This window comes from Niallia sp. Kr1 (assembly GCF_050389805.1).
Lineage (GTDB): Bacteria > Bacillota > Bacilli > Bacillales > Cytobacillaceae > Bacillus_BD.
Window position 1 is genome coordinate 37,501 of the sequence record NZ_CP130945.1, and the last position, 25,081, is coordinate 62,581.

The following is a 25,081-nucleotide window of genomic DNA, read 5'->3' on the forward strand; positions in this document are numbered from 1 at the left end:
ATGGGTTCTTTTTTGCACTTTAATAGTCCGTATGTTTCATTAGTGGCAGTGGAAAAGTATCTTCACATACTACAATCTAGTAGTCCATCCTATCCAATTATGGCTTCACTTGATATAGCCAGAAGCTATGCAGCTTCTTATCAAAATGAGGATCATGCATATTTAGAAAAAGAAATACAAATATTTAAGAATGAGCTACAACAACTTGATAGAATTCATGTGCTAAATGATAGTAGAAAAGGAGATTTACTTAAAGTCACGATCCAATCGAGAAATGAGTTAAGTGGTTTTCAAATGCAAACACTATTTGAAGATAAAGGCATTTATACAGAAATGGCCGATCCGAATAATGTCCTACTTGTACTGCCGCTTTTAAAAAGAAATCAGGAATATCCCTTAAAGGAGATTTCTGAGGCAATAGCGGACTCATTGGACGTTTATAAAACCGTTAGACGAACGTTAAAATACTCTTATTATCATCCCCGTATTTCAGCCTTAGAGGTTCATCCAAGGCAATTTCATAAATGGTCAACAAGAAAAGTACCATTAAAAGAGGCAGTAGGGAAAATTGCAGCACAGCAAATAACTCCTTATCCACCTGGAATACCGATCATACTACCTGGAGAGAGAGTTACTGAAGCAGTTGTTGTTCAGATCATGGATTTAATCGAAACGGGTGCAAGATTTCAAGGGGATCTAGAGATTTATCAGCATCAAATATATATTTTTGAAAATTAGTAGGTTGGAGGAAAAGGAAGAATGGGCTATTTTATTACACTTGAAGGCGTAGAAGGATCTGGAAAGTCTACGCTTATTCAACATTTGAAGGACTTTATTGAAAGGAAAGGAATAGAGGTGATCGTCACTAGGGAACCCGGTGGGATTGATATATCTGAGCAAATACGCTCAGTTATTTTAGATACTAGAAATACAAAGATGGATGGTCGAACGGAGGCATTACTTTATGCCGCAGCAAGACGGCAGCATTTAGTTGAACGGATTATTCCTTTGTTACAAGAGGGAAAAGTGGTCCTTTGTGATCGATTTATTGACAGTAGTTTAGCCTATCAAGGGTACGCTAGAGGACTTGGAATTGATGAGGTCTTAACAATTAATGAATTTGCAATTGGTAACTTTATGCCAGATTTAACCTTATACATGGACCTAGATCCCCAAATCGGCTTAAACCGGATTCGTAATAATAAGGGAAGAGAGGTAAATAGGCTAGATTTAGAGGAGATCCATTTTCATATGAAGGTTCGAGAAGGGTATGAAGCTATTTTAGAGAGGTTTCCAGAGAGAATTGTAAGAGTAGATGCAAATCAGGAATTAGATAAGGTATTTTCAGATACTAAAGAAATCGTATTGGATAGGGCAAAGTCTATATTCCATTAAGCAAGACAATAAAAAGAACCTCCATTCAAGATAAAGAATGGAGGTTCTTTTTCTACAATCGAACTTCTACAGTATGTTCATTACCATCATTGACTAATCCAAAGACAAAACCAGAATTGGTGCTAATCTCAATTTCTTCTCCATCAAGTACTAAACCAGTAGCTCCAGTATGATTCTTTACTTCAATGGAATAGATTGTTTCTTCATAACGATAAGTTACAGAGAATCCAGGCCAGTCATGAGGGATAGTCGGATTAACATAAAGTTTTTCACCACGTTTTTTGATACCTAAAATCCATTCAATCCCTGCCTGGTACATCCAGCTTGCAGCACCTGTATACCATGTCCAACCTGCGTGACCTTCATTCGGTTTAGCCGTATACACATCAGCTGCCATCGCATAGGGTTCACCTACATATTGTTTAACCTCTTGGTCAGTACGAGTATGATTCATTGGATTTAACATGTTGAACATTTCAACGGCTTTTTCACCATTACCAAGCTGTGACCAAGCAACAATCCCCCAAATGACTCCATGAGTATATTGAGCCCCATTTTCACGTAGACCTGGTGGATAGCCCTGGATGTAACCTGGACTTGGGTCTGTTTTATCAAAAGCAGGTGTTAACAAGCGAACGACCGACAAATCTCTATCTACAAGTTCACGGTCAAATGAATTCATTGCTTGTTGTGCACGCTCACTTGGAGCACCTCCTGAAATAACAGACCATGATTGTGCAATTGCATCAATTCGACACTCTTCATTGCTGATTGTCCCTAACCAATTGCCAGAATCAGTAAAGGCCCTGCGGTACCACTGACCGTCCCATCCATGTTCGTTTAAAGCGGCTATTAATTGTTCTCTTCTTTCTACATAGCTTTCAGCTTTGTCGAAATCACCTTGGTTCTGACAAATACTCTCAAATCGGCTTAGAATATCACAGATGAACCAGCCAAGCCAGATGCTTTCTCCTCGACCGTTGGCACCAACAAGATTCATTCCGTCGTTCCAATCCCCAACACCCATTAATGGTAGACCATGTTCACCAATACGAGAAAGAGCTTTGTCAATCGCACGCAGGCAATGATCATAAATATCTGCCGATTGAGATGATTGTACAGTTGGTTCATAGCGCTCATGCTCGCCTTCCTTTAACGGCTCACTATGAATAAATGGAATGATTTCATCTAACACTCCAGCATCACCTGTATGTTCGATATAGCGCGAAACTGTATATGGAAGCCATAGTAAGTCATCCGAGAATAGAGTGCGAATACCCCTTTGAGTTTCTTCATGCCACCAGTGTTGTACGTCGCCTTCTTCATACTGGTGAGCAGCATGCAGTAAAATCTGTTTTCGTGTTAATTCAGGCAAGGTGTGTAGCATAGCTAAGGAATCCTGTAATTGATCGCGGAATCCATAGGCACCGCCAGCCTGATAGAATGCCGTTCTTGCCCACATACGGCAGGCTAATGATTGATACAACAGCCAACCATTCAACAGAATATTGGTTTCAATAGATGGTGTTGAAACTTGAATTTGATCCAAATGGTGATTCCAGAAATCCAATACTTCTTGTAAAGCGGACTCACAAACAGATGGGTTTCGATACTTTCTAGTCAATTCGCATACAGCTTCATCGCTATCCTCACAGCCTAATAATACATAGACAACCTCCTCGGAATGCGGTTCCAATAGGATACTTTGCTGAATTGCACCACAGGTTTCGTTGAATGTCCCCGTACGCCCAGATAGCGAGACATTTTCAAGCGCAGCAGGATTTTCTAATGACCCGTTGCGGCCAATAAATTCCGTTCGATCTGCCGTCCACGATTGTTTTTCCAACAACGAACTTTCTTCGGGGAAAATCCCTAGAAAGGCAACTGCCTCACGGAAAATCTCTTGATACGTGTTTTTTGCCGTTAAAATATGTGCATCCTCATTCCATTCCGACACAATATAAGGGGCATTTGCAGGTCTCATAACACCGAGCACCCACTCAGCATAATAGGTCAAGGAAATTTGTCTTTTTCGATCACTATTATTTTTTAACTTGACCCGCATGATTTTAATCGGATCGTCTTTTGGAACATAGACCATCATCTCATGGAAAATCCCGTTTCTTTCATGCTCAAAGCGAGAGTATCCTCGTCCATGAGAAACTTTATAAGGCTCTTTTGCATGAACTGCGCTAGGTGCCATAGACCATACTTGCCCTGTTTCATCATCCCTTAAAAAGGCTGTTTCAGTAGGTGGGTCTAAGACTGGGTCATTTGACCATGGGGTCAGTTTAAATTCACGGCTATTATTCCACCATGTGTAGCCTGTTCCCATTTCAGAAACAAAGGTCCCAAATTTAGGGTTTGCCATGACATTAATCCATGGTGCTGGCAAATGGTGCCCATTCTTAATCAGAATATGATACTCTTTCCCATCCTTAGAGAAACCGCCCCAACTATTGAAGAATTGCCATTCCCTTGTATCTTCTAGTTGTAATTGATCAGAAGAGGGAGGATAGGAAATTTTCGTTGAAATGGGAATCAGTTTTTCTGGATTTGCGACTTCCATTTTATCTTTTGGAATGCGGGTTTGTGCTTTTAAGCTGACGCCACCGGCATGTAAGATTAAACGCGATACAGCCATTAGCAGGTTTTTATCCTCATCGGGTAATTGATTAGCTGGGATTGCAAATACACCAGATAGACCTACACCAAAACGATCTACTCCATGCTCAGCTGCTCGTTGTAAGGATTCTTGTAAGTTTTGCTGATAACCACCTGCAGATTCATTGAGTAGAACTAAATCAAACAAAATGCCCAATCTCCGTAAGTACTCATGTCCTGTCAGGATTTTCACCACAAAAGGCATCTGGCTTTCATTCTCGATTCGGACAAGCAAAATAGGGCGGTCCCCCGAAATTCCGTAGGACCATAAACTAGATTGACCTTTGCGGTTATTTAAAATGCTCTCCTCACTGTCCTTACGAAGAGGTGGTCGATATAAAACTTGACCGGCTAACTTTTGAAATTCTATCGCTTCCTTGCTGGATAGATGTAAATTTCTTAATTCAATTTGAGCGCGATTCCAAGCCATTTGGAACGCCCTTTCCACCGATTGATCAGGTGCAAAGCGACGAACAATATCAATTGCCTCTTCTCTGTTTTCACTGACAGAGGTAATCGCAAATAATTGAATTTGTTGTCCGGGTTTTATAGAGATTCTTCTTCTCATAATAAAAGCAGGATCTGCAACCGAACCTACTTTACCACGTAAACGAGAACGAATCGATTGTGGTTCGGATAAACGATAGCCACGTCCAATAAAGCTTGACCGGCTTGTATCGTATTCAATCGTTCCAACTTGATTGCCTTCAAGGAGTAAAGCATGTGCTGCCCATAAGGTTTGATCTTCTTTTTCACGTGGTCTTCTGCCAGCAACAAGACACCCAGAATCCTGGTCAAAACTTGTTCGAATAAACAATTTACTAAAAGCGGTGTGGGCCTCATCCGCAATAGGATTTGCCAGGGCCAATTCGGTAAAAGTAGTGACCTCTAAAACTTTTGATTCTTTACTAACATTACTTAAAGTAATTCGACGTATCTCTGCATTCCATTCTGGAGAAACACTAATCTCCATCGTGGTTTTGATCTCTCCATCTTTACGCATAAAGGAAGCCTTATCGAGTCCAAATGAAACGAGCCCATCAGTCGATATCACCTTACAAGGCTGGTACGAAGGGGACCATACCTCGTCATTTGACATATCACGAATATAAATATAGTTCCCCCATTGATCCATCACCGGGTCTGGGCGCCATCTCGAAACAAGAAGTCCCTTATACGAACTAAATCCGCTGCCACTATTGGTTATAACGGTCGTAAGAGTTCCATTTGATAAAATATTGACCTCAGGAGTATGCGTATTTGGAGAACGATATTCTCTTACAGACACATGGTCTTGTTTTTGTGTAGAATCTAAAACATGTTCTTGTGTCATAGCTGGATGTTTAATTAGCCTTGCCTTTTTCGGAATTCGTTCCTGTAAGAGTAACTCCGTTGCCTGAACCTGTTTGTTACGATGGAATCGCTCATAAATGGGAGTAGGCAACAATAGATTAGCAAGGGTTAAAAAGCTCATTCCTTGGTGATGAGCCATGAAACTACGAATCACCATATGTTTCTGATTTTCTGGTAAACGTCTTTTTGTAAAATCAATGGCTTCATAAAAACCGTATTTCCCTCTACCATTTAATTTTTCTATCTCCTTTAAAGCTTGGAACGCTTTATCCTTTGCAAAAGGGAGAGAGAGGATTGTAGCATACGGTGCAACAACTAAATCCTGTTCAAGACCTCGTTTAAAACCTAATCCAGGTACACCAAATGCACGATATTGATAATTCATTTGGTAGTCAAAAGCATAAAAGCCTGATTCTGAAATACCGTGGGGGACGCCTCTTTGCTCTGCATACTGTATTTGGCGATCCACAACCGCTTTATAGGTATTCTCCCATAAGGAATTTCTATAGGTACGCATAAAGAGCCAAGGCATTAAATATTCAAACATCGTTGCTGACCAAGAAAGTAGTACAGGTCTTTTCCCTGCCTTGGTCATGGTTCTACCAAGTGCCTTCCAATGCGATACGGAAACTTGTCCTAAGGCAATGGAAATAAAACTTGCTGTTCTAGCTTCTGAAGCCATTAGATCATATAGAATATCATCCCGTTCATTACGTTCCACATGGTAGCCTAGAGTAAATAGTTTTGCATCATGGTCATACAATGGGACAAAATTTGTTTCTTTAATCATCCGATCAATTCGCTTAATTAGCCTTTTCCCTTTTTCAATCCATTCCTCACTTACTGGATTTCGAAGTAGTTTTCCTGAGCCAACAGGTGTTAACTCTTCGGAAAAGGCGGTTTGGAGTGAATCAGATGAAGATGAGTTAAGGTCAACGCCCATCTCTAAATCATTCCAACCTAGTAACTCTACTAAGCCTTCTCTTACCGTGATAAGACAGCCAACAAAGTTTCCGGAGTCAACGGTTGATACATAGATTGGGGATAATGGCTTAAGTGTAACTGTGTCATACCAATTGTATAGATGACCTTCCCATTTTTCCATTTTGTCAATTGTGTCTAATGTTCTTTCCAATCTTTGAATCAAACCTTGAGTATCGATAAAATGAAAATCCTTTGCCGCTAATGAACAAGTTAAGTACAACCCGATATTGGTCGGTGAGGTACGATGAGCAATCCCATTTGGCGGATCCATCTGTACGTTATCTGGAGGTAACCAGTTATCTTCTTCGGTCACATAGTCTTCATAAAAAGACCAAATTTCCTTAGACAGGCATCGTAGCTCCTCTTTTTCTTCCTTTGAGAAGGAAATGCTCTCCTGTTGTATCGGTTTGTTTAACCATCCGACAATGAGAGGTGTACATGCCCATAAAGCCACTAGTAATAATCCAATCACGACAACCGTCATATTCCCATTAAATAGGGTAGCGGCAGCAAAAAGCCCAACTAAGATATAGCCTCCAAACAACCCATAAATAGATTTGCGTTTTTGTGAACCCTTGCGTTCTTCTTCTGCAGAAGGTACCCACTCAAGCAGATGTCTTTTTGAGACGGTCAAACGATAAAGAGTTCTTATAATCGCATCTAATAATAAAATGGTTTGAAAAGGGAGTGTGATGACTTCAACCATTACCTGTCCAATCGTATAAAGAAGCCCTTTTATGTTTTGAAAAACATTTTGAATCGATAATAGGGAACGGAAGACAGGTAAAAATAGAGTTGCAAGGGAAATAAGCACCCACTTTAATGGAAAACCAGGCAACACAGTTACACCCAAGAGCATAATGAAATATAGGGACGGTGAAAGTAAACTTCTCCGTAAATTATCAATGATTTGCCAACGAGTTAAAATTGATAAATCAACGGGCACTAGTTCTCCATTTCGATTACGGGCTTTTGGAAATAGCCATAAAAGCAACTGCCAATCTCCACGAACCCACCGATGGAGCCTTCTTTGATAAGAACTAAAGAGTGCCGGATGGTCATCAATTAATTCAATATCGGAAAGAAGCCCCGCACGGAGGAATCCCCCTTCTAATAAATCGTGACTTAAAACACGATTTTCTGGTATTCGATCACAAAGGACTTCATAAAAGGCATTAATGTCAAATATCCCTTTTCCAGTAAAAATCCCCTGACCAAAGGCATCTTGATAGGCATCGGATACGGCAAAGGCGTATGGGTCAATTCCTGGATCCGAAGACCATAAATAGGCTAAATTTGATCTAGTGGTTGCATCGTGACTGATTGCCACTCGGGGTTGAAGAACGCCATAGCCCTCAATTACTCTTGTCCCCAATTGGTTTAATCTTGGTTGATTATAAGGATAATGTATCGTTCCAATCATTCTGTGGGCACTTTCTAGTGGCAACTGTGTATCTGCATCAAGGGTAATGATATAGCGGGCATTTTTTATACCTGATAGATTTCCTTCGATAACCGTGAAACTTGTATCTTGACTGCCCTTTATTAACTCAACAAATTCAACGAGTTTTCCTCTTTTTCTTTCCCATCCCATCCATTTCTTTTCAGATGGATTCCATTTTCTTTTCCTTTGAAATAAAGAAAAAGATCCTTCTGGATAGGTTTGTGCTAATTGTTTTATTTTTTTCTTAGCTGCTTTTACAATGATTTCATCCTCTGGACTATGCTGAGAATCTGAATCCGCAAAATCACCTAGTAAGGCAAAATGTAGATTTTGATGTTTATTTGCTAAATAATGTAACTCTAGTCGTGCCGTTAATTCATTCACTTCTTTAATAGATGACCAGATAACGGGAATCACCACAGCTGTTGCGGCTTCAGCTGGAATTTTCTTCGAAAAATCATATTTTAGCAAAAGCGTAGGCTTTTTTGTCTTTTCTATAGACCAATGAACCCCAGTGATCGCCCATTCCAATGCAGGAATGGAGAGCACGATGAATACAGCAAACCACTGAAGCGGAGATAAGAATGTGCCCCAGCCTATAATGAAAGCAAATAGCAGCAAGAAAATGGCAAAAATACCACCAAGTGTATTAAAATAAGTCGTTGTAGGTCGTTGCATGATATGGATCTCAGGTACTGACCTGGGTTTGCCACATTTTTTTAATGAATTTCGTAATGCTTTCATTCCATCTGGTTCAAATAAATAGTAGGCGACATAGGCTTTTCGAGGCAGAGGCTCTGATTGTTCTTTTTCCAAATCCTTCACATAGGTTTCAACTAGTTCTATGGCTTGAGTGGCTACTAAGTTTTCAGGAAGCTTAAAACGGCGACTTAAATGTTCAACTCTTTTTCGAATCGTTTCTCTGCTAGAAAAATCTAACTTTGCATATGTATCCGTGGCTTCCTTGCGTAAGGTTTGTTCAACCATAGAAATTTGTTCAAAGGTTTCATGCCAATTCCATCTATTTAATTTACGTAAACTTGTGATAAGATTTCCAGTGGAGATACCGAATGAAGCTTGTAGTTGATACTCATAAGACAGGATTTGATCCAAGCTCTCAGGTCCATTTTCTAATTTGCAAACTAACCATTCTCCGACTGTTGCGGTATAATCAGCCCGTTCACGTAAATGTGTGACTAAGTGGACAATCATCGGTCCAGATAGTGGGAATTCCTGTCCAGCCGCTTCTAACTCATGATTCAATCTCTCAGGTGTTATCTCATTTGTATCCATATTTGAAAGGAGATTATCAACTAGAGTACAGGTCTCATGACGCTCCTTAAGTGTATTCATGACTTCAGCTAATCGGTTAATCAATGCAACTCGCAAAAACATCGGAACAGACCATACCTCAGACATGGTTAATACAGAAACTTCCTGATAGGCACGAACATAGGAAATAAAGCCATCCATACTGAGTTGTCCATCGGTATACTTTATATAATCCTTACAAATGGCATAAACTCTAGCTTCCTTCGCTTTTGATAAATGCGGTAATGCATTAACAATTTGTTTATTCAGTTCCTGTTTAATCACAAGCGCTTGTTCTTCTAAAAACTCAGCATTATCGAGTAGCCATTCCTCAGCAGGTTGTGCACAAGAGGATCTTTTTTCCCGTAAAACTTCGACAAAGGAACGTAAATTCTCTATGTCTGATTGACCCAATCCCCCTATTAATTTAGATGATTTACGTTTCATGTAAGGGTCATGGTTCAATGCAGATTTATGTGCTTCCTCTTTCAGCTGTTCTTTATTTAAAATCACACTGATATCCCCCTCATAATCAAATTCACCCGACGAATTTATACCCGGATTTTTATCAAGCTTCAAAGCTCTACATCCGCATGTCTAGCCTGACTAGGACGTCTAGCTTTCTCGGTAAAATACATTTAATAAATCCGAGGCTTCCGTCGTAGGCTTAACTTCATTGGGCAAGATTTTGAATCCTACTAAATGGTAACCCCTTGATATTCATCCCCCACATATAAAAGGGGAGACTTCTGTACCTGTCGCAGGCTTTCGGTTCAAAGGCATTTGCTGAATGAAGTTTCAATTGCATAAGATTGCATTATATAAATGTTCCCTAGGTTGCAGTAAATTATGCATAAAATGGGAATATTTAGGAGTTACATTAAAAGAGGGAGATTTTTCAAAGTAGTAACAATCTCGTTAACGGTGTTTGTTTCAAGGAATTATTGTTATAATAGAACTACATATTGATTGTTTAATATGTCTTTCATTATTAATAGGTTAGTGAGTGATCGGTGTGGCAAATACGTGGGAAGAACTTGAAAAAATGCAGCCAGTTGTCTTAAAAATGATTCGAAATAGTTTAATAAAGAAACGAATTGCCCACGCTTACCTGTTCGAGGGACTAAGAGGGACTGGAAAAAAGGAAATAGGGCTATTACTTGCAAAAAGTTTATTTTGTATGTCCCCTCAAGAAGACGTTATTCCATGTGAGGAATGTATAAATTGTAAAAGAATTAATCATGGGAATCATCCTGATATTCATATAGTAGAACCTGATGGATTGTCGATCAAAAAACAACAAATACAGCAATTGCAGGAAGAGTTCTCAAAAACAGGAGTAGAAACAAACCAAAAGTTATATATCATTCATCATGCAGATCGAATGACCGTGAATGCAGCAAATAGTTTGCTAAAATTTCTTGAAGAACCTCATAAACAGACCTATGCAATCTTAATTACCGAACAGATACAAAGAATGTTACCGACCATTCTTTCACGTTGTCAGGTACTTTCATTTAAGCCATTATCAACGAAACAATTTGTGAAAAGACAGGTTGATATGGGGGTTAGGGTAGAAAAGGCACCACTTATTGCCCAACTAACAAATAATATCGATGAAGCACTTGGGTTAAATGATGATGAATGGTTTGCACAAGCTCGAAAGATAGTGGTAAAATTATATGAAATGCTTAGACGAAATTCCTTGGAGGCGATGACTTTTCTTCAAGATGAATGGTTTATGCACTTTAAAGATAAGGAACAAATCGATCGTGGTTTAGATCTTTTACTACTTATATTTAAGGATTTATTATATATACAAATCGGAAAACAGGAACAGACTGTATTTGTACATGAGGTCCAAAAACTAGAACAGTACGCTTTTAAAATTTCAGGGCGGCGATTAGCAGCACAGATGACAGATATCTTAGAAGCGAAAAGAAAACTTCAGGCTAATATGAATACACAATTGTTAATGGAGGAGCTAGTGCTTAAATTGCAGGAGGGATCTTAATTGTATAACGTAGTAGGAATACGCTTTAAAAAAGCAGGGAAAATCTATTATTTTGATCCCGGTGATCTCTCAATTCAAAAAGACAGCTATGTCATCGTTGAAACCGTAAGAGGTATTGAATATGGTAAAGTAGTCATTGGTCCTAAACAGGTTGATGAAAATGATGTTGTTCTTCCTTTAAAAAAGGTTTTACGAATTGCAGATCAAAAGGATCGCTTGATTGTAGAGGAAAATAGAGCTGCTGCAAAAGAAGCCTATCAAGTATGTAATGAAAAGGTAACCACACATCAACTAGATATGAAATTAGTAGATGTTGAATATACATTTGATCGAAATAAGATCATCTTTTATTTTACAGCGGATGGAAGAGTCGACTTCCGAGAATTAGTAAAAGACTTAGCAGCTATCTTCCGTACAAGAATTGAACTGCGCCAAATTGGTGTGAGAGATGAAGCTAAAATGCTAGGTGGGGTTGGCCCATGTGGAAGAATGTTATGTTGTTCTACTTTTTTAGGTGATTTCGAGCCTGTTTCTATCAAAATGGCAAAAGACCAGAACTTATCACTTAATCCAACCAAAATATCTGGGTTATGCGGCAGACTTTTATGTTGCTTAAAATATGAAAATGATGAGTATGAAGAGGCGAAACAACAATTGCCAGACCTTGGTCAAATCATTGATACACCACTTGGTACGGGGAAGGTAGTAGGGCTGAATATATTAGAAAGAGTGTTACAAGTAAATATTCCAGAACTAGAGAGAGTAGTGGAATATACATTAGATGAAATCCTTAAAGAGGGTGCAGTTTCGTTACAATCCACAGATTAATGAGGTGGAAGCGGTGGATAAAAAAGAGATTTTTGATTCAGTCAGTAATATGGAGAAGCAGATTGGACAACTGTACCAGCAACTAGGTGAGTTGAAACAACATTTCGCGGAATTCCTTGAAGAAAACAACTCTTTAAAGCTGGAAAATGAAATTTTAAGACGTCGCCTTGAAGACATCAGTAATAGAGAAGAGAGAAAGAAGTCAAATCAGAAACAGGCGAGTACAAATGGAATCGAACCTGTTGATATTGGGGAAGGCTATGACAACCTAGCCCGCCTATATCAAGAAGGATTTCATATATGCAATCTTCAGTTTGGCAGTCCACGAACAGAAGGGGATTGTATGTTTTGTTTATCCTTTTTAAATAAAAAATAATGATCAGCCTTCCTACTAATTGGGAAGGCTATTTTTTAGAAAGAGGGGATAAATATTGGTCGAATTAATCGGAGACGAAAGGCTCGATTATTTACTAGCTGAAAAGAATATGCGTATCATTCAAAGTCCATCTGTATTTTCCTTTTCATTGGATGCAGTCCTTTTATCAAGATTTGTATATGTGCCTATCCAAAAAGGCAATTTACTGGATTTATGCAGCGGAAATGGGGTTATTCCGTTATTTCTTAGCCTACGAACAAAAGGGAAAATAACAGGTGTTGAAATACAAGAAAGATTGTATGGTATGGCTATTCGTAGCATTGAATACAATGGGTTAAGTGATCGAATACAGATGATTCATGGCGATATTAAAGAGATGCCGAATGTATTAGGTTATGGGAAGTACGATGTAGTAACTTGTAATCCTCCATATTTTATTACTCCTTCTCATGAAGAAATAAATGAAAATGAACACTTAGCGATTGCTAGACACGAAATTCTATGTACACTTGAGGATGCAGTAAAAGCATCAAGTCATCTTGTTCGCCAGGGAGGAAAGGTAGCTTTTGTACACCGTTCGGGACGGTTAATTGACATCATTACCTTAATGCGAAAATATCGTCTAGAACCTAAGCGTCTACAATTTATTTACCCAAAAAAGGGAAAGGAAGCCAACACATTATTAATTGAAGCTACAAAAGATGGAAAGCCAGACCTGAAAATTTTACCTCCTTTAACTGTTTATCAGGATAATGATGAATATACTGTCGAGATGAGGAAGATTTTATATGGAGAATGAGGAACATTATTTTTATGTTTTATCATGTAAGGATAACAGCCTTTATGCTGGCTATACAAATAATTTAGAGAGAAGAATTAAGGTACATAATGAGGGAAAAGGGGCAAAATATACGCGTAGCAGACGACCTGTCAAATTAGTGTATTCAAAAAAATTTCCCACTAAGAGTGAAGCACTGAAGGCAGAATATGCATTCAAACAATGGGATCGTAAAGAGAAATTAAACTATCTGACTTCCGAGCAGCCTCCACATCTTTTTAAGTAGTGGAAAAGTACATGTTGTATTCTGATAGAAGGAAGATGTACAGCTGAATCAGTGGGGGCAAGGGATCCCCCACTGATGTATATCAAGCGAGCTCAGGTATTATATCCGGGCGCAAATTCGGCAGGCGAATTTGATTAGGAGGTACATATGTGGCAACAGAAAAGTTTTGAAAGTGAAGAAACAAAAGGGATTTTATATCTTGTTCCAACACCGATTGGAAATTTAGAGGATATGAGCTATCGCGCGATTAGAACGTTAAAAGAAGCGGATTATATTGCGGCAGAGGATACACGAAATTCTAAGAAGCTTTGTAACCATTTCGAGATTGATACACCGTTAATAAGTTATCATGAACATAATAAAGAAACAAGCGGAAAGAAACTCATTGAATTATTAAAAGAAGGGACAAAAATTGCGCTAATTAGTGATGCTGGTCTTCCCACTATTTCAGACCCAGGATATGAGTTAGTCGTGACAGCAACAGAAGAAAGAATAACCGTTGTCCCTTTACCAGGTGCGAATGCAGCTTTAACCGCATTAATTGCCTCAGGGATTTCAACCCAGCCATTTTATTTCTATGGGTTTTTGGATCGTCAAAAAAAGGAAAAGCGAAAGCAGTTAGAGGAGCTGCTTTATATCCCTTCAACGATAATCTTGTATGAAGCCCCCCATCGTTTAAAGGAAACGCTAATCTTAATGAAGGAAGTGTTAGGGGAACGAAAAGTTGCCCTTTGTCGAGAACTTACGAAGAAATTCGAAGAGTTTATTAGGGGAACCACATCTGAATTGATTGAATGGGCAGCAGAGGGTGAAGTACGCGGAGAGTTTTGCATCATCATTGAAAAAGGGGAATCCACTCCTTCCATCGAAACCGAACAATGGTGGGTTGAATTATCTGTTATCGACCATGTTACCCATTATATCGGTCAAGGTCTTTCGTCAAAAGAGGCGATTAAACATGTAGCAAAGGATCGCCAGATGAATAAAAGAGATGTCTATCATATATTCCATGTAGAAAAATAAAAAGGGGCTATTAAGCCCCTTAATTGTTAATCTTTATTAGTGTTTAAATCAAAGCTTTCTTGAATTTCTTTTATAATTTGTTGTGCGCCTTCACGGCTTAAAACTAATTTCCCACCGGCTAATGTCATATTCTCTTCCGAATCCTCACCAGTGATCTGGCAAGTCATGCTTGTCTTATGTTTTTTTAGAATAATACGATCATCATCTACATAAATTTCCAATGAGTCTTTTTCTGCAATTCCAAGATTACGTCTTAACTCAATAGGAATCACTACTCTACCCAACTCATCAACTTTACGAACAATACCTGTTGATTTCATCTTTTAGCCTCACTCCCCGATTGTCTATTTACCCCATGATGAAAAATTTCTATTATCTATTTCTACTTTTCGTCATTTTTCGACAATAACTGATAGTTTCATATTATCAATTTTTCCAATAAACGTCAATTAGGAGCACTTAGTATGGCGCTAGAAAATTATTCCAATTTGGTGAAAATAAGAGACAAATTAAGCAATTTCTATACGGGTAAATAGGGTTGCCGTCAGGAAAATATGGTGATTGTAGACATGCTAATTTCCCTAGCAGTTCCCTAGTTTTTAATTATCTTTGAAAAATGTTTGCAGTACTCCAATAGAAAACTTAGCCGCTTCAAATTTGTTTTTTTAAGTACTCTAATAAGAATTCCTCAAAATTTGGTGCATCCAGTTCAGAAACCTTCTCATATGTTTCAATCATTTTTAATTTAATTTCTTGTTCAAGGTCTTCTCTTTCTTGAAAATGAGTATTTCGTAAGGATTGCTTTATTTTAGGATCCAAGTAATCAATTATCTCCATCAATTCTTCCTTTGTTATGGATTTCTTCATCGTTTATTTCACCTTACTATAGTTTTTTCTAATTTTATTAAGAGCTTGTTTATGAAGACTAGAGATATTTTGTGGTGAATCCCCAAAATATTGGGCAACTTCTTTATTTGTTAGTCCATGGATATAGATCATTGTAAGGACTTGATTTTGCTTAGGAGTTAATTTAGCTAATATCTTAAGAAGCTTTTCATCACTAACTATGGACGCTAAGTTATTTTGCATAATACGATCCTCTACTCCGTGGTCTTCAAATTTAAGTACATCTACTAGACTCGCAGATGAATGATCCGAATCACTTATAGGTCTATCTAAAATGAGGTTGACTCTCTCTTTTCTTCTGCGCTCTCTTTTGTCAAAGTCTATTGAATAAATTTGAATTAATGAGGTTAGGTATTTATAAATCTTTGCGTGATAGTAGAATGACTTAAACTTTTCATTAAGCACAGAAAGGTTATTTTTAGTTGGTCTTTCGTGAGCAGCCATAAAAACCTTTTGGTTTTCTTCATCTTTTAGGAAATTTTTAATAATTGGTTGGTTATAAAATGATTTCAAATGGGGTGATTCTTTAACAAAGATAGATGCCTTTAAATTCATAATCAATCCCTCCTCTTTTTATAAAGTGAAGAATCATCGTTATAAATCAATTATAATCGAACATTTGTTCTGTTTCTATAAAATAAATATTAAAATATTGATTTTTTAGTTAAAGGATTCACTAATAATATTGATTACCAAGTGAAGGAAGTGATGGTTATGAATATAACGGATATTTCAACGTGGACCTCAATTTTAGGGAACTTTGGTTTTCCGGTGTTGGTTTCTTTGTATTTATTGCTAAAATTTGAAGCGAAGATTGAAAAATTAACTGAGGTAATAGAAAAGTTAATTGAAACAGAAGGAAATAAAAAGTAGATCAAATAAAACAAAGTTGTTCTTTTAGAATTGTTAAGATGTTAGGTTTAATAGTTTTTGTGATTTGTGTTCTTTTTGAAGTTGCTAAGTTTGAGTTTTATCAATTAGTTAATAATAAGAATAAATAGGTTAACAGCACAGTATTATTGGTTTTTTCTGTATGAAGGTAAGTGATTTAATTCTAGTATTTCGGAAAAAAGGAGATTTTAGGGTTTTGCTGAAGTAGCTAAAGCCTATTTTCTTTCATGTAAAGCAGAAATCGGGCTTTTTTATACTAGAAATTTCTTAGCATTGTTAATCCTGATTTTCTTAATGCTATCCTGAGGGAGCTATTTTAACCAATTTTTATAAAAATTTTGTGGGAAGTATTTTGCCAGTTCTATATAAAGGGATATAATGAAAGGTAGCGTACTTTGCTTGAAGCTAATTTATAGAGGAGGAAATGAGAATGGGAGAAAAGAAAACTTTTTATTTAACCACTCCTATTTATTATCCAAGTGGTAATTTACATATTGGGCATGCCTATACAACCGTTGCAGGAGATGCAATGGCGAGATATAAACGCATGCGTGGATTCGATGTCATGTATTTAACAGGAACGGATGAACATGGGCAAAAAATCCAACAGAAGGCAGAGGAAAAGGGTGTAACCCCGCAAGCCTATGTGGATGAAATTGTTTCAGGAATCAAAGATCTTTGGGAAAAATTGGATATATCTTATAATGATTTTATCCGGACAACAGAGACACGCCACAAAGAAGTGGTTCAAAAAATTTTCGAACAGTTATTAGCGCAAGGGGATATTTATTTAGGTGAATACGAAGGAATGTATTGTACACCATGTGAATCTTATTTTACACAGACTCAATTAACTGAAGAGGGCAATTGCCCTGATTGCGGCAGACCGGTTCAAAAAGTAAAAGAAGAATCTTATTTCTTTAAAGTTAGCAAATACGCTAATCGCCTATTGCAATATTATGAGGAAAACCCTGAATTTATTCAACCAGAGTCAAGAAAAAATGAAATGATCAATAACTTTATCAAACCAGGACTTGAGGATTTAGCAGTATCCCGAACAACATTTGATTGGGGGATTAAAATTCCTAGTAATCCAAAGCATGTCATCTATGTTTGGATTGATGCCCTAAGCAATTATATTACAGCCTTAGGTTATGGTTCTGACAATGACTCGAAATATCAAAAGTATTGGCCTGCAGATGTTCATTTAGTAGGAAAGGAAATTGTCCGCTTCCATACAATCTACTGGCCAATTATGTTAATGGCATTAGACCTACCATTGCCTAAAAAGGTATTTGCACATGGCTGGTTATTAATGAAAGATGGAAAAATGTCTAAATCCAAAGGGAATGTAGTAGACCCTGTTACATTAATCGACCGCTATGGTCTAGATTCATTACGTTATTATTTACTAAGAGAAGTTCCCTTTGGGTCAGATGGGGTATTCACACCAGAGAGCTTTGTTGAACGCTTAAACTTTGACTTAGCAAATGATCTCGGAAATCTCCTAAATCGTACAGTAGCGATGATTAATAAGTATTTTGATGGTGTGATTCCAGCTTATAATGGTTCAAAGGGTGAGTTTGAGCAATCCCTATTGAAGATGAATCAATCAACCGTTGAAAAATATGTAGATGCAATGGAGGATATGGAATTTTCTGTTGCATTATCGGTGTTATGGCAGCTCGTTAGCCGTACCAATAAATACATTGATGAAACGCAACCATGGCAATTAGCGAAGGATGAAAACAAAACAGAACAATTAAAAGATGTTATGGTTCACCTAGCAGAATCTTTAAGAAGAATCTCAATTATGCTACAGCCATTTTTAACGAAAGCACCAAAGGAAATTTTCTCTCAACTAGGAATTGAAGGTGAGAGTTTAACCGTTTGGGACAGTATAAAGGAATTTGGAATGATCCCTGAGGGTACGAAGGTGAAAAAGGGTGAACCGATATTCCCAAGATTAGATATTGAAGAAGAAGTAGAATATATTAAAGCGAAAATGCAAGGGTCCCAACCAAAACCTGAAGCGGAAAAGAAGGAAGAATCTAGCTCAGAACAGGAACTACCAGAGATTACCATTGATGACTTTATGAAGGTCGACTTACGTGTTGCTGAAGTCATTGCAGCAGAACCTGTTAAAAAGGCGGATAAATTATTAAAGCTACAATTAAATTTAGGCTATGAAACAAGACAAGTGGTTTCTGGGATTGCTCAATATTACAAACCTGAGGAATTAGTCGGTCAAAGAGTCATTTGTGTAACCAATTTAAAACCAGTAAAACTGCGTGGAGAATTGTCACAAGGGATGATTTTAGCGGGTAGCCAAGACGGAAAATTGGCATTGGCGACCGTACCAGAGTCATTACCACTTGGTGCAAAAGTTAAGTAATGGTGTCGAAAAATGTTTCACGTGAAACAACGCGTGAAGCATTTTTTGTATTTATTCCATGGTTGGAATAATGGAAAAATTACCTTATTTCTAGTTTCTTCTATAATATGTATGAAATAATTGTAATGAAAAAATAATATTTGTTATAAAAGGAGAATGAAATGTTATTTGATACCCATGTTCATTTAAATGCTGAACAATATGTAGAAGATATAACAGAAGTCATCGAAAGAGCTCGGCAAACAGGTGTTGAAAATATGATTGTCGTTGGATTTGATCGACCAACGATTACAAAGGCAATGGAACTAGTAGAAACATATGATTTTCTCTATGCCAGTGTTGGGTGGCATCCTGTTGATGCCATTGACATGACAGATGAAGATCTTGCTTGGATCGAAGAACTGACTGCACATCCAAAAGTGGTAGCATTAGGAGAGATGGGTCTGGATTATCACTGGGATAAGTCTCCAAAAGAAATCCAACATGAGGTGTTTAGAAGGCAAATACGCCTAGCGAAGAAGGTGAAATTGCCAATCATTATTCATAATCGTGAGGCTACAGCGGATATTGTTCAAATCTTAAGGGAGGAAGGCGCTGATGAGGTCGGTGGAATCATGCATTGTTTTAGCGGGAGTGTTGAAGTGGCAAGAGAATGTATGGAAATGAACTTTTATATTTCCCTTGGGGGACCGGTTACGTTTAAAAATGCAAAAAAGCCAAAAGAAGTGGCAATAGAAGTTCCGTTAGACAAATTATTGATTGAAACTGATTGTCCTTATTTAACCCCACATCCATACAGAGGAAAGCGAAATGAGCCCGCTTATGTGAAACTAGTTGCAGAACAAATTGCTGAATTAAAAGGTATTTCTCTAGAGGAAGTAGCGAAAGCAACCACCGAAAATGCCAAAAAATTATTCGACATTAACTGATAGAGAACGCTGTATTTTTTTGTAGAAGCTTGTCCAAAATCTATTTAAATATTTACCCCGTCCTAACGGGCAATGAGAATTCCAACCTAAGATTCGAAATAATATAAGAAATGTGGTGGGAGGTCAACTGCCTGTAATGATCTAAGGGGTTCATCTAACCATCAGGGGGGATGAAAAAAGGCCCTCCTGCTGATGGAAATTACACTTTGAGTTCTAGACGTCTTCTTTTCTTCATAGGATAACCTTGTCGATAACTTTCTCTTTACTTTTTCCAAAAACTACAAGCATAATAGGAACTAAATTTGGGAGAAGTCGAGGAAGTTGACAGGTGGCTAGATAGTCCTATATAATCACACGAAGAGAAAAGGAGGCGTTTTTCATTTGGATTAAGACCATGAAAAACCTGTTTTCCAAGTCTTTCAAACAAAAAAAATGGTTGATTGTTATTGCAAGTTTTATAGTAATACTTACTTCGGCGGGGTTTATTACATATGAAACTAGTAAAAAAAATGTAACACTCTACCTAGATGGCCAAGAGAAGGTCATAAAGACTCGTGCAACAACAGTTGAGGAATTATTCGAAGAATTAGAAGTTTCGATAAAGTCACAAGATTATGTTACACCTGCAAAAGACTCGAAAATCTCAAATGATATGAAAATTGTTTGGAGACCAGCGAAACAGGTACAATTAACGCAAGAATCTGGAGAAAAGACAGTATGGACAACATCTGTTACAGTTAAGGATTTCTTGAAGGAGCAAAAAATTTCACTAAACGAGCATGATCAAATAGAACCAGGATTAGAAACAGCTTTGCGAAAGGGTATGAATGTAAGTGTTAAAAGAGCTTTTCCACTCACCTTAGTTAATGGAGGGGAAGAGAAAGAAGTGTGGTCCACTTCGACTACGGTCGCTGACTTTTTAAAACAACAGGAAATCAACATAACGGATTTAGACCGGGTTGAGCCAAGCTTAGACGAAACTGTCGCAGAAAATAGCACGGTTAATGTTATTCGAGTAGAAAAGGTCACCGATGTAGTGGAAGAACCAATCCAATTTGCCACTGTCACAAAAAAGGACGATTCTTTAGGCGTTGGATCAGAAAAAGTCATTACCCCTGGTAAAGAAGGAATAACAGAAAAAACATATGAAATTATACTAGAGAACGGGAAAGAAGTTTCCCGAAAGGTTTTAAATGAAAATGTCATAAAAGAAAAGCAAGACCGGGTTGTTGCAGTAGGACCTAAAGAGGTAGCTCAAATAGCTTCTCGTGGCAGCGAGAGCGGAAGAGATATCCATGTGACCTCTACTGCCTACACAGCACATTGCAGCGGCTGTTCTGGCACAACAGCTACTGGAATCAATTTGCGTGCTAACCCGAATCTTAAAGTGATTGCAGTGGACCCAAATGTCATTCCACTCGGTTCTAAGGTTCATGTGGAAGGGTATGGGTATGCAGTTGCAGCAGATACTGGCGGCGCTATTAAAGGCAATAAAATTGATGTGTTTTTCCCCTCCAAGCAAGATGCGGTTAAATGGGGAAGAAAAACAGTTAAAATTACAGTTCTAGATTGATGCAGTGGAATGATTTCCGCTGCATTTTTCTTTTTTCTTATATAGGCTTATAATGTGAAAGGGAAATATCAATTGATGGACGCCAGTACTGTGCTAAAAATGGAAGGATGTAGGTAAAACCTTTCTTATCCTATTCATATTAATATAGACGTTTAATATTACAAAAAGGTTTCATTTATTTCGTAAATTTTTATTATATTTTTTATTTATTATTTTTGGAGGTCAAATGAAGATTAAAGAAATTATTGTCGTTGAGGGGAAAGATGATACTACAGCGATTCAACAAGCAGTTCAAGCAGATACGATTGAAACAAATGGTTCGGCCATCAATATGGAAACCATTGAAAAAATAAAATTGGCTCAAGAATTACGAGGAGTCATTATTTTAACGGACCCAGATTATCCAGGGCAGCGAATACGTCATATCATTTCAGAGAAAGTACCGGGCTGCAAACACGCCTTTATTGAAAAGGATAAGGCCATTCACAAGCACGGAAAAGGCGTAGGTGTGGAACATGCATCTCCAGACGTGATTCGAAAGGCATTAGAAGGTGCTCAGATGATGCAGGAGGAATTCAAAGAGGAAATTACCCATGATGATTTAATCGCGGCTGGCCTGATTGGTGGATCAGGTTCAAAGGAAAGAAGAGAGAAAATCGGGAAATTACTTAAAATTGGATATACAAATGGAAAACAGCTGCATAAAAGATTGATGGTATTTGAGATTAGCAAAGAGGCTTTTGCAGCGGCTGTAAAACAGATTCGTCAGGAGGAAAAGGATGCATAAAGATATAGCAACTCCCGTAAGAACAAAAATGATTCTTGAGAAATATGGATTTTCCTTCAAGAAGAGCTTAGGGCAAAACTTTTTAATTGATACCAATATTTTAAGAAATATTGTTGAGAATGCAGGTTTAACAAGCGATTCAGCGGCAATTGAAGTAGGACCTGGAATTGGGGCTTTAACAGAACAATTAGCAAAGGTCTGTAAAAAAGTCGTTGCCTTTGAGATAGACCAGCGTCTCCTGCCTATTTTAGAAGATACATTGGCTCCCTATCCTAATACAAAAGTTATTCATCAGGATGTATTAAAGGCAAATGTGAAAGAGGTTATTGAAGATGAGTTTTCTGGGATAGAGGATATTATGGTGGTGGCGAATCTGCCCTACTATGTGACAACTCCCATTATTATGAAATTGTTAGAGGATCGTTTACCCATTCGTGGAATTGTCGTCATGTTACAGAAAGAGGTAGCAGACCGAATTGCGGCCAAACCAGGTACGAAGGAGTATGGTTCTCTTTCCATCGCCATTCAATACTATACAGAGGCAGAAACGGTTATGGTTGTTCCAAAAACGGTATTTATGCCGCAACCCAATGTCGATTCAGCAGTCATTCGCCTAACGAGAAGAAAGGAACCTCTGTATCCGGTTATTAGTGAAGAGTTCTTTTTTACTGTCACAAGGGGAAGCTTTGTTCAAAGACGAAAGACGATTATTAATAACTTAATGAGCTCTTTGCCAAATGGCAAGGAGAAAAAGGATATGATTTTAACGGCTCTAACTCAGACCGGAATCGACTCAAAACGGAGAGGTGAGTCACTGTCCATTGAGGAGTTTGCCAAATTGAGTGATACCCTCTATCCATTTTTCCATTAATAACTCATTTCACTTTATATTCACAGGGTGACTTATTTTTGCATATTTTAGGGAGAAGATGTATTCCGGGAGATATGGAGTGTTGCCAATGGAGATAAAAAGAATGGACATTGTTGGCAGAAAATCTTATCACTGTGATATTTTATTCAGAGTGATCGATATTCGGGAACAGGGGAAATCCAAGATTGCGGTTTTGTATGGAGAAGACGTTCGTTTAATTGCCGACGCTCCTTTTCATGATTTAGTTCAAATCAATCCTTCTGAAAGAGCTAAAAAGTCACAACAATTTCGATCTTTAGAAGAACAGTCCTTGAAATTATTTCGACAAGATCTTCACCTTTTAAAGGAAAGACGAGAATACGAAACAACAGAAGGTTATCAGAAACCCAGTAATTACTTTCAAATGCCTGGCAGAGTCCTTCACTTAGATGGTGATCCCTTGTATTTGAAAAAATGTCTTACCCTTTATGAAACGATTGGAATCCCTGTTACAGGAATTCATTGTAATGAAAAGGAAATGGTTCATAAAATTGGGGGGTTAATTGATTATTATCGCCCTGATATCCTTGTTATTACAGGTCATGATGCTTATTCAAAATCAAAAGGTGAAAAAACAGATATTGATGCCTACCGACATTCAAAGGATTTTGTGTTAACCGTTAAAGAGGCGAGAAAAAAGGTTCCTAGTCTTGATCAACTTGTTATTTTCGCTGGGGCTTGCCAGTCCCATTTTGAATCCTTAATTGGAGCGGGTGCAAATTTTGCCAGTTCGCCGTCTCGTGTTAATATACATGCACTAGATCCTGTCTATATCGTTGCAAAAGTCAGCTTCACCCCATTTATAGAAACCGTTAATGTTTGGGATGTGCTGCGAAATACATTAACAGGTGAAAAGGGTCTTGGTGGAATCGAAACAAGAGGTATTTTAAGAACAGGAATGCCATTTAATAAAGACTAAAAAATAGCCGTTGATTTAGACATCGGCTATTTTTTCTGTTTTGGCTTTGTTAAAAGTTTATGCTGATTTTAGACTATGGTTTGAAAGGCACGAGTACCCCTGCAGGAGAGGAGAAATAGTAAGAAGTATTAAGTCGCTTCAGATGTAGATGATTGGAAGGCGGAAGGCGGGGAACGGAAATCAATAACCAATTTTAGCAAGGTGCTTTCTTTTTATATTTGAAAATTAATATATTAAATATATTTGAAAAGCCTACATAATTCCCTATATTAAGGAAAAGATATTGATGTTGAGAAAAAGAGAAATTTGTAGAAGGAAAAATATTGACTTTTATATTATACAAATATATAATTATAAATTTTGTTGACTTTTTTCCTTTCTAAGTGTATACTAATATTTAGTGAGGTGGTTCGTAATGACAAAAACACTAACGGATATTAAAAAAGCTCTTGATTCAAATTTAGGAAAGAAGCTATTGCTTAAGGCAAACGGCGGAAGAAGAAAGACTATTGAACGGTCAGGCGTTTTAGCGGAAACATATCCATCAGTATTTGTAATTGAATTAGATCAGGATGAAAATGCTTTTGAACGTGTTTCATATAGCTACGCTGACATTTTAACAGAAACGGTACAAATTACATTTTACGAAGACACATCAGGACAAGTTGCTTTAAGTTAATATAGGTTAGCAGCCATTCATAAGATGAGCCGATGAGAAGAGGGTCTACACCTTCTCATCGGCTCATTTTATTTTAAAGTTATGAAGGACGGTTTTTAAAGTTAGATTAATGCCTAGCGCAAGCAGCCTACCTCCTCTTTTCGTCACAAGCATGTCTAGTTTCGGACCTGGGCAGTCGCCTATACTTTTCTTACAATCCGTCAAAAAGATTAAAGAACAATCTTCATGCCGGCTCGTCTTGTGCAGACTTAAAGGTAAGCAGGCGCTTCTGCTTTTCCTTGAAAAGGAATAAATAAATGAATCACAAAGCCTCCATACTAGTAAATGCCGAGATGATGAAAGGAGTGTTACAATTGGCCAGACGAAGAGGGATTATGTCTGAAGGGTTAAAAGAAGAGCTTGCAAAAGAACTTGGGTTTTATGATGTCGTTCAAAAAGAAGGTTGGGGCGGTATTAAAGCCCGAGATGCAGGCAATATGGTAAAAAGGGCGATAGAAATCGCTGAACAAAACCTTTTAAATGAAAGACGTTAAGACTCTTTAGCTGCCATATAAGTTTTTTAAAGGTATTTTTTCGAATTCGATAAAATACGGGCACAAATTCAGGGCGAATTTGATAGAAACTTATTTCAAACAA

The 25,081-nt window shown here is 37.7% G+C and carries 21 protein-coding genes (1 of these 21 cut by a window edge); 17 read left to right on the forward strand and 4 right to left on the reverse strand.

All coding sequences use genetic code 11. From position 1 onward, the window contains the following. Together Q5760_RS00170 and tmk are read left to right on the forward strand one after the other, a co-directional pair. Positions 1–738 carry the 3' portion of an aminotransferase class I/II-fold pyridoxal phosphate-dependent enzyme gene (locus Q5760_RS00170; protein ID WP_428910306.1) on the forward strand. 723 nt of this gene lie to the left of the window's left edge, so only the last 738 of its 1,461 coding nucleotides appear in the window; the start codon falls outside the window, past its left edge; it ends in the stop codon at positions 736–738. Positions 739–759: 21 nt separating this feature from the next. Continuing rightward, positions 760–1,395, forward strand: a complete 636-nt coding sequence (tmk, locus tag Q5760_RS00175; protein WP_428910307.1) for a dTMP kinase — start codon at positions 760–762, stop codon at positions 1,393–1,395. 52 nt (positions 1,396–1,447) lie between these two features. Here tmk and Q5760_RS00180 read toward each other — a convergent pair whose 3' ends face one another. Further along, the gene (locus tag Q5760_RS00180) at positions 1,448–9,664 is read right to left on the reverse strand and encodes a GH36-type glycosyl hydrolase domain-containing protein (RefSeq protein ID WP_428910308.1); all 8,217 of its coding nucleotides are present in this window, start codon (positions 9,662–9,664) and stop codon (positions 1,448–1,450) included. Between the two features lie 502 nt (positions 9,665–10,166). Here Q5760_RS00180 and holB point away from each other — a divergent pair. The 6 genes from holB (at position 10,167) to rsmI (ending at position 14,456) form a co-directional block, all read left to right on the forward strand. Further along, complete coding sequence (gene holB / locus Q5760_RS00185) at positions 10,167–11,165, forward strand: DNA polymerase III subunit delta' (protein WP_428910309.1); 999 nt, start codon at positions 10,167–10,169, stop codon at positions 11,163–11,165. Next, on the forward strand, positions 11,166–11,993 hold the full coding sequence (locus tag Q5760_RS00190) for a PSP1 domain-containing protein (protein ID WP_428910310.1): 828 nt from the start codon (positions 11,166–11,168) through the stop codon (positions 11,991–11,993). Between the two features lie 13 nt (positions 11,994–12,006). Beyond that, on the forward strand, positions 12,007–12,369 hold the full coding sequence (yabA, locus tag Q5760_RS00195) for a DNA replication initiation control protein YabA (RefSeq protein ID WP_428910311.1): 363 nt from the start codon (positions 12,007–12,009) through the stop codon (positions 12,367–12,369). 55 nt (positions 12,370–12,424) lie between these two features. Then, complete coding sequence (locus Q5760_RS00200; protein ID WP_428910312.1) at positions 12,425–13,168, forward strand: tRNA1(Val) (adenine(37)-N6)-methyltransferase; 744 nt, start codon at positions 12,425–12,427, stop codon at positions 13,166–13,168. Beyond that, positions 13,158–13,433 carry a GIY-YIG nuclease family protein gene (locus Q5760_RS00205; RefSeq protein ID WP_428910313.1) on the forward strand — a complete coding sequence of 92 codons (276 nt, stop codon included), beginning with the start codon at positions 13,158–13,160 and terminating at the stop codon, positions 13,431–13,433. The genes Q5760_RS00200 and Q5760_RS00205 overlap by 11 nt, the downstream gene beginning before the upstream one ends. A 147-nt stretch (positions 13,434–13,580) precedes the next feature. Further along, a complete protein-coding gene (gene rsmI, locus Q5760_RS00210; protein WP_428910314.1) occupies positions 13,581–14,456 on the forward strand; it encodes a 16S rRNA (cytidine(1402)-2'-O)-methyltransferase in 876 nt (291 codons plus the stop codon). A gap of 26 nt (positions 14,457–14,482) precedes the next feature. On the opposite strand, the gene Q5760_RS00215 is transcribed toward rsmI, so the two are convergent. The 3 genes from Q5760_RS00215 to Q5760_RS00225 all read right to left on the reverse strand — a co-directional run bounded on the left by Q5760_RS00215 (position 14,483) and on the right by Q5760_RS00225 (position 15,917). Next, positions 14,483–14,776: an AbrB/MazE/SpoVT family DNA-binding domain-containing protein gene (locus Q5760_RS00215; RefSeq protein WP_428910315.1), complete on the reverse strand. Its 294-nt coding sequence runs from the start codon at positions 14,774–14,776 to the stop codon at positions 14,483–14,485. Positions 14,777–15,107: 331 nt separating this feature from the next. Beyond that, complete coding sequence (locus Q5760_RS00220) at positions 15,108–15,323, reverse strand: hypothetical protein (RefSeq protein ID WP_428910316.1); 216 nt, start codon at positions 15,321–15,323, stop codon at positions 15,108–15,110. A 3-nt stretch (positions 15,324–15,326) separates the two neighbouring features. Next, positions 15,327–15,917 (reverse strand): sigma-70 family RNA polymerase sigma factor, encoded by a 591-nt coding sequence (locus Q5760_RS00225; protein WP_428910317.1) that lies wholly within the window; start codon positions 15,915–15,917, stop codon positions 15,327–15,329. A 159-nt stretch (positions 15,918–16,076) separates the two neighbouring features. On the opposite strand from Q5760_RS00225, the gene Q5760_RS00230 reads away from it, so the two are divergent. The 9 genes from Q5760_RS00230 to Q5760_RS00270 all read left to right on the forward strand — a co-directional run bounded on the left by Q5760_RS00230 (position 16,077) and on the right by Q5760_RS00270 (position 24,978). Next, positions 16,077–16,235 carry a YvrJ family protein gene (locus Q5760_RS00230; RefSeq protein WP_428910318.1) on the forward strand — a complete coding sequence of 53 codons (159 nt, stop codon included), beginning with the start codon at positions 16,077–16,079 and terminating at the stop codon, positions 16,233–16,235. A 448-nt stretch (positions 16,236–16,683) separates the two neighbouring features. Next, positions 16,684–18,648: a methionine--tRNA ligase gene (metG, locus tag Q5760_RS00235; protein ID WP_428910319.1), complete on the forward strand. Its 1,965-nt coding sequence runs from the start codon at positions 16,684–16,686 to the stop codon at positions 18,646–18,648. Positions 18,649–18,809: 161 nt separating this feature from the next. Beyond that, the gene (locus tag Q5760_RS00240) at positions 18,810–19,577 is read left to right on the forward strand and encodes a TatD family hydrolase (protein ID WP_428910320.1); all 768 of its coding nucleotides are present in this window, start codon (positions 18,810–18,812) and stop codon (positions 19,575–19,577) included. 394 nt (positions 19,578–19,971) lie between these two features. After that, positions 19,972–21,150 carry a ubiquitin-like domain-containing protein gene (locus tag Q5760_RS00245; RefSeq protein ID WP_428910321.1) on the forward strand — a complete coding sequence of 393 codons (1,179 nt, stop codon included), beginning with the start codon at positions 19,972–19,974 and terminating at the stop codon, positions 21,148–21,150. A 226-nt stretch (positions 21,151–21,376) separates the two neighbouring features. After that, positions 21,377–21,937, forward strand: a complete 561-nt coding sequence (rnmV, locus tag Q5760_RS00250) for a ribonuclease M5 (RefSeq protein WP_428910322.1) — start codon at positions 21,377–21,379, stop codon at positions 21,935–21,937. Further along, entirely contained in the window at positions 21,930–22,808 is an 879-nt protein-coding gene (gene rsmA, locus Q5760_RS00255; protein WP_428910323.1) for a 16S rRNA (adenine(1518)-N(6)/adenine(1519)-N(6))-dimethyltransferase RsmA, read from the forward strand. The genes rnmV and rsmA overlap by 8 nt, the downstream gene beginning before the upstream one ends. An 88-nt stretch (positions 22,809–22,896) precedes the next feature. Further along, positions 22,897–23,766: a sporulation peptidase YabG gene (gene yabG / locus Q5760_RS00260; RefSeq protein WP_428910324.1), complete on the forward strand. Its 870-nt coding sequence runs from the start codon at positions 22,897–22,899 to the stop codon at positions 23,764–23,766. Between the two features lie 415 nt (positions 23,767–24,181). After that, positions 24,182–24,445 (forward strand): biofilm formation stimulator Veg, encoded by a 264-nt coding sequence (veg, locus tag Q5760_RS00265; RefSeq protein ID WP_428910325.1) that lies wholly within the window; start codon positions 24,182–24,184, stop codon positions 24,443–24,445. A 353-nt stretch (positions 24,446–24,798) separates the two neighbouring features. After that, positions 24,799–24,978 (forward strand): small, acid-soluble spore protein, alpha/beta type, encoded by a 180-nt coding sequence (locus tag Q5760_RS00270; RefSeq protein ID WP_428910326.1) that lies wholly within the window; start codon positions 24,799–24,801, stop codon positions 24,976–24,978. Positions 24,979–25,081 lie beyond the last annotated feature (103 nt).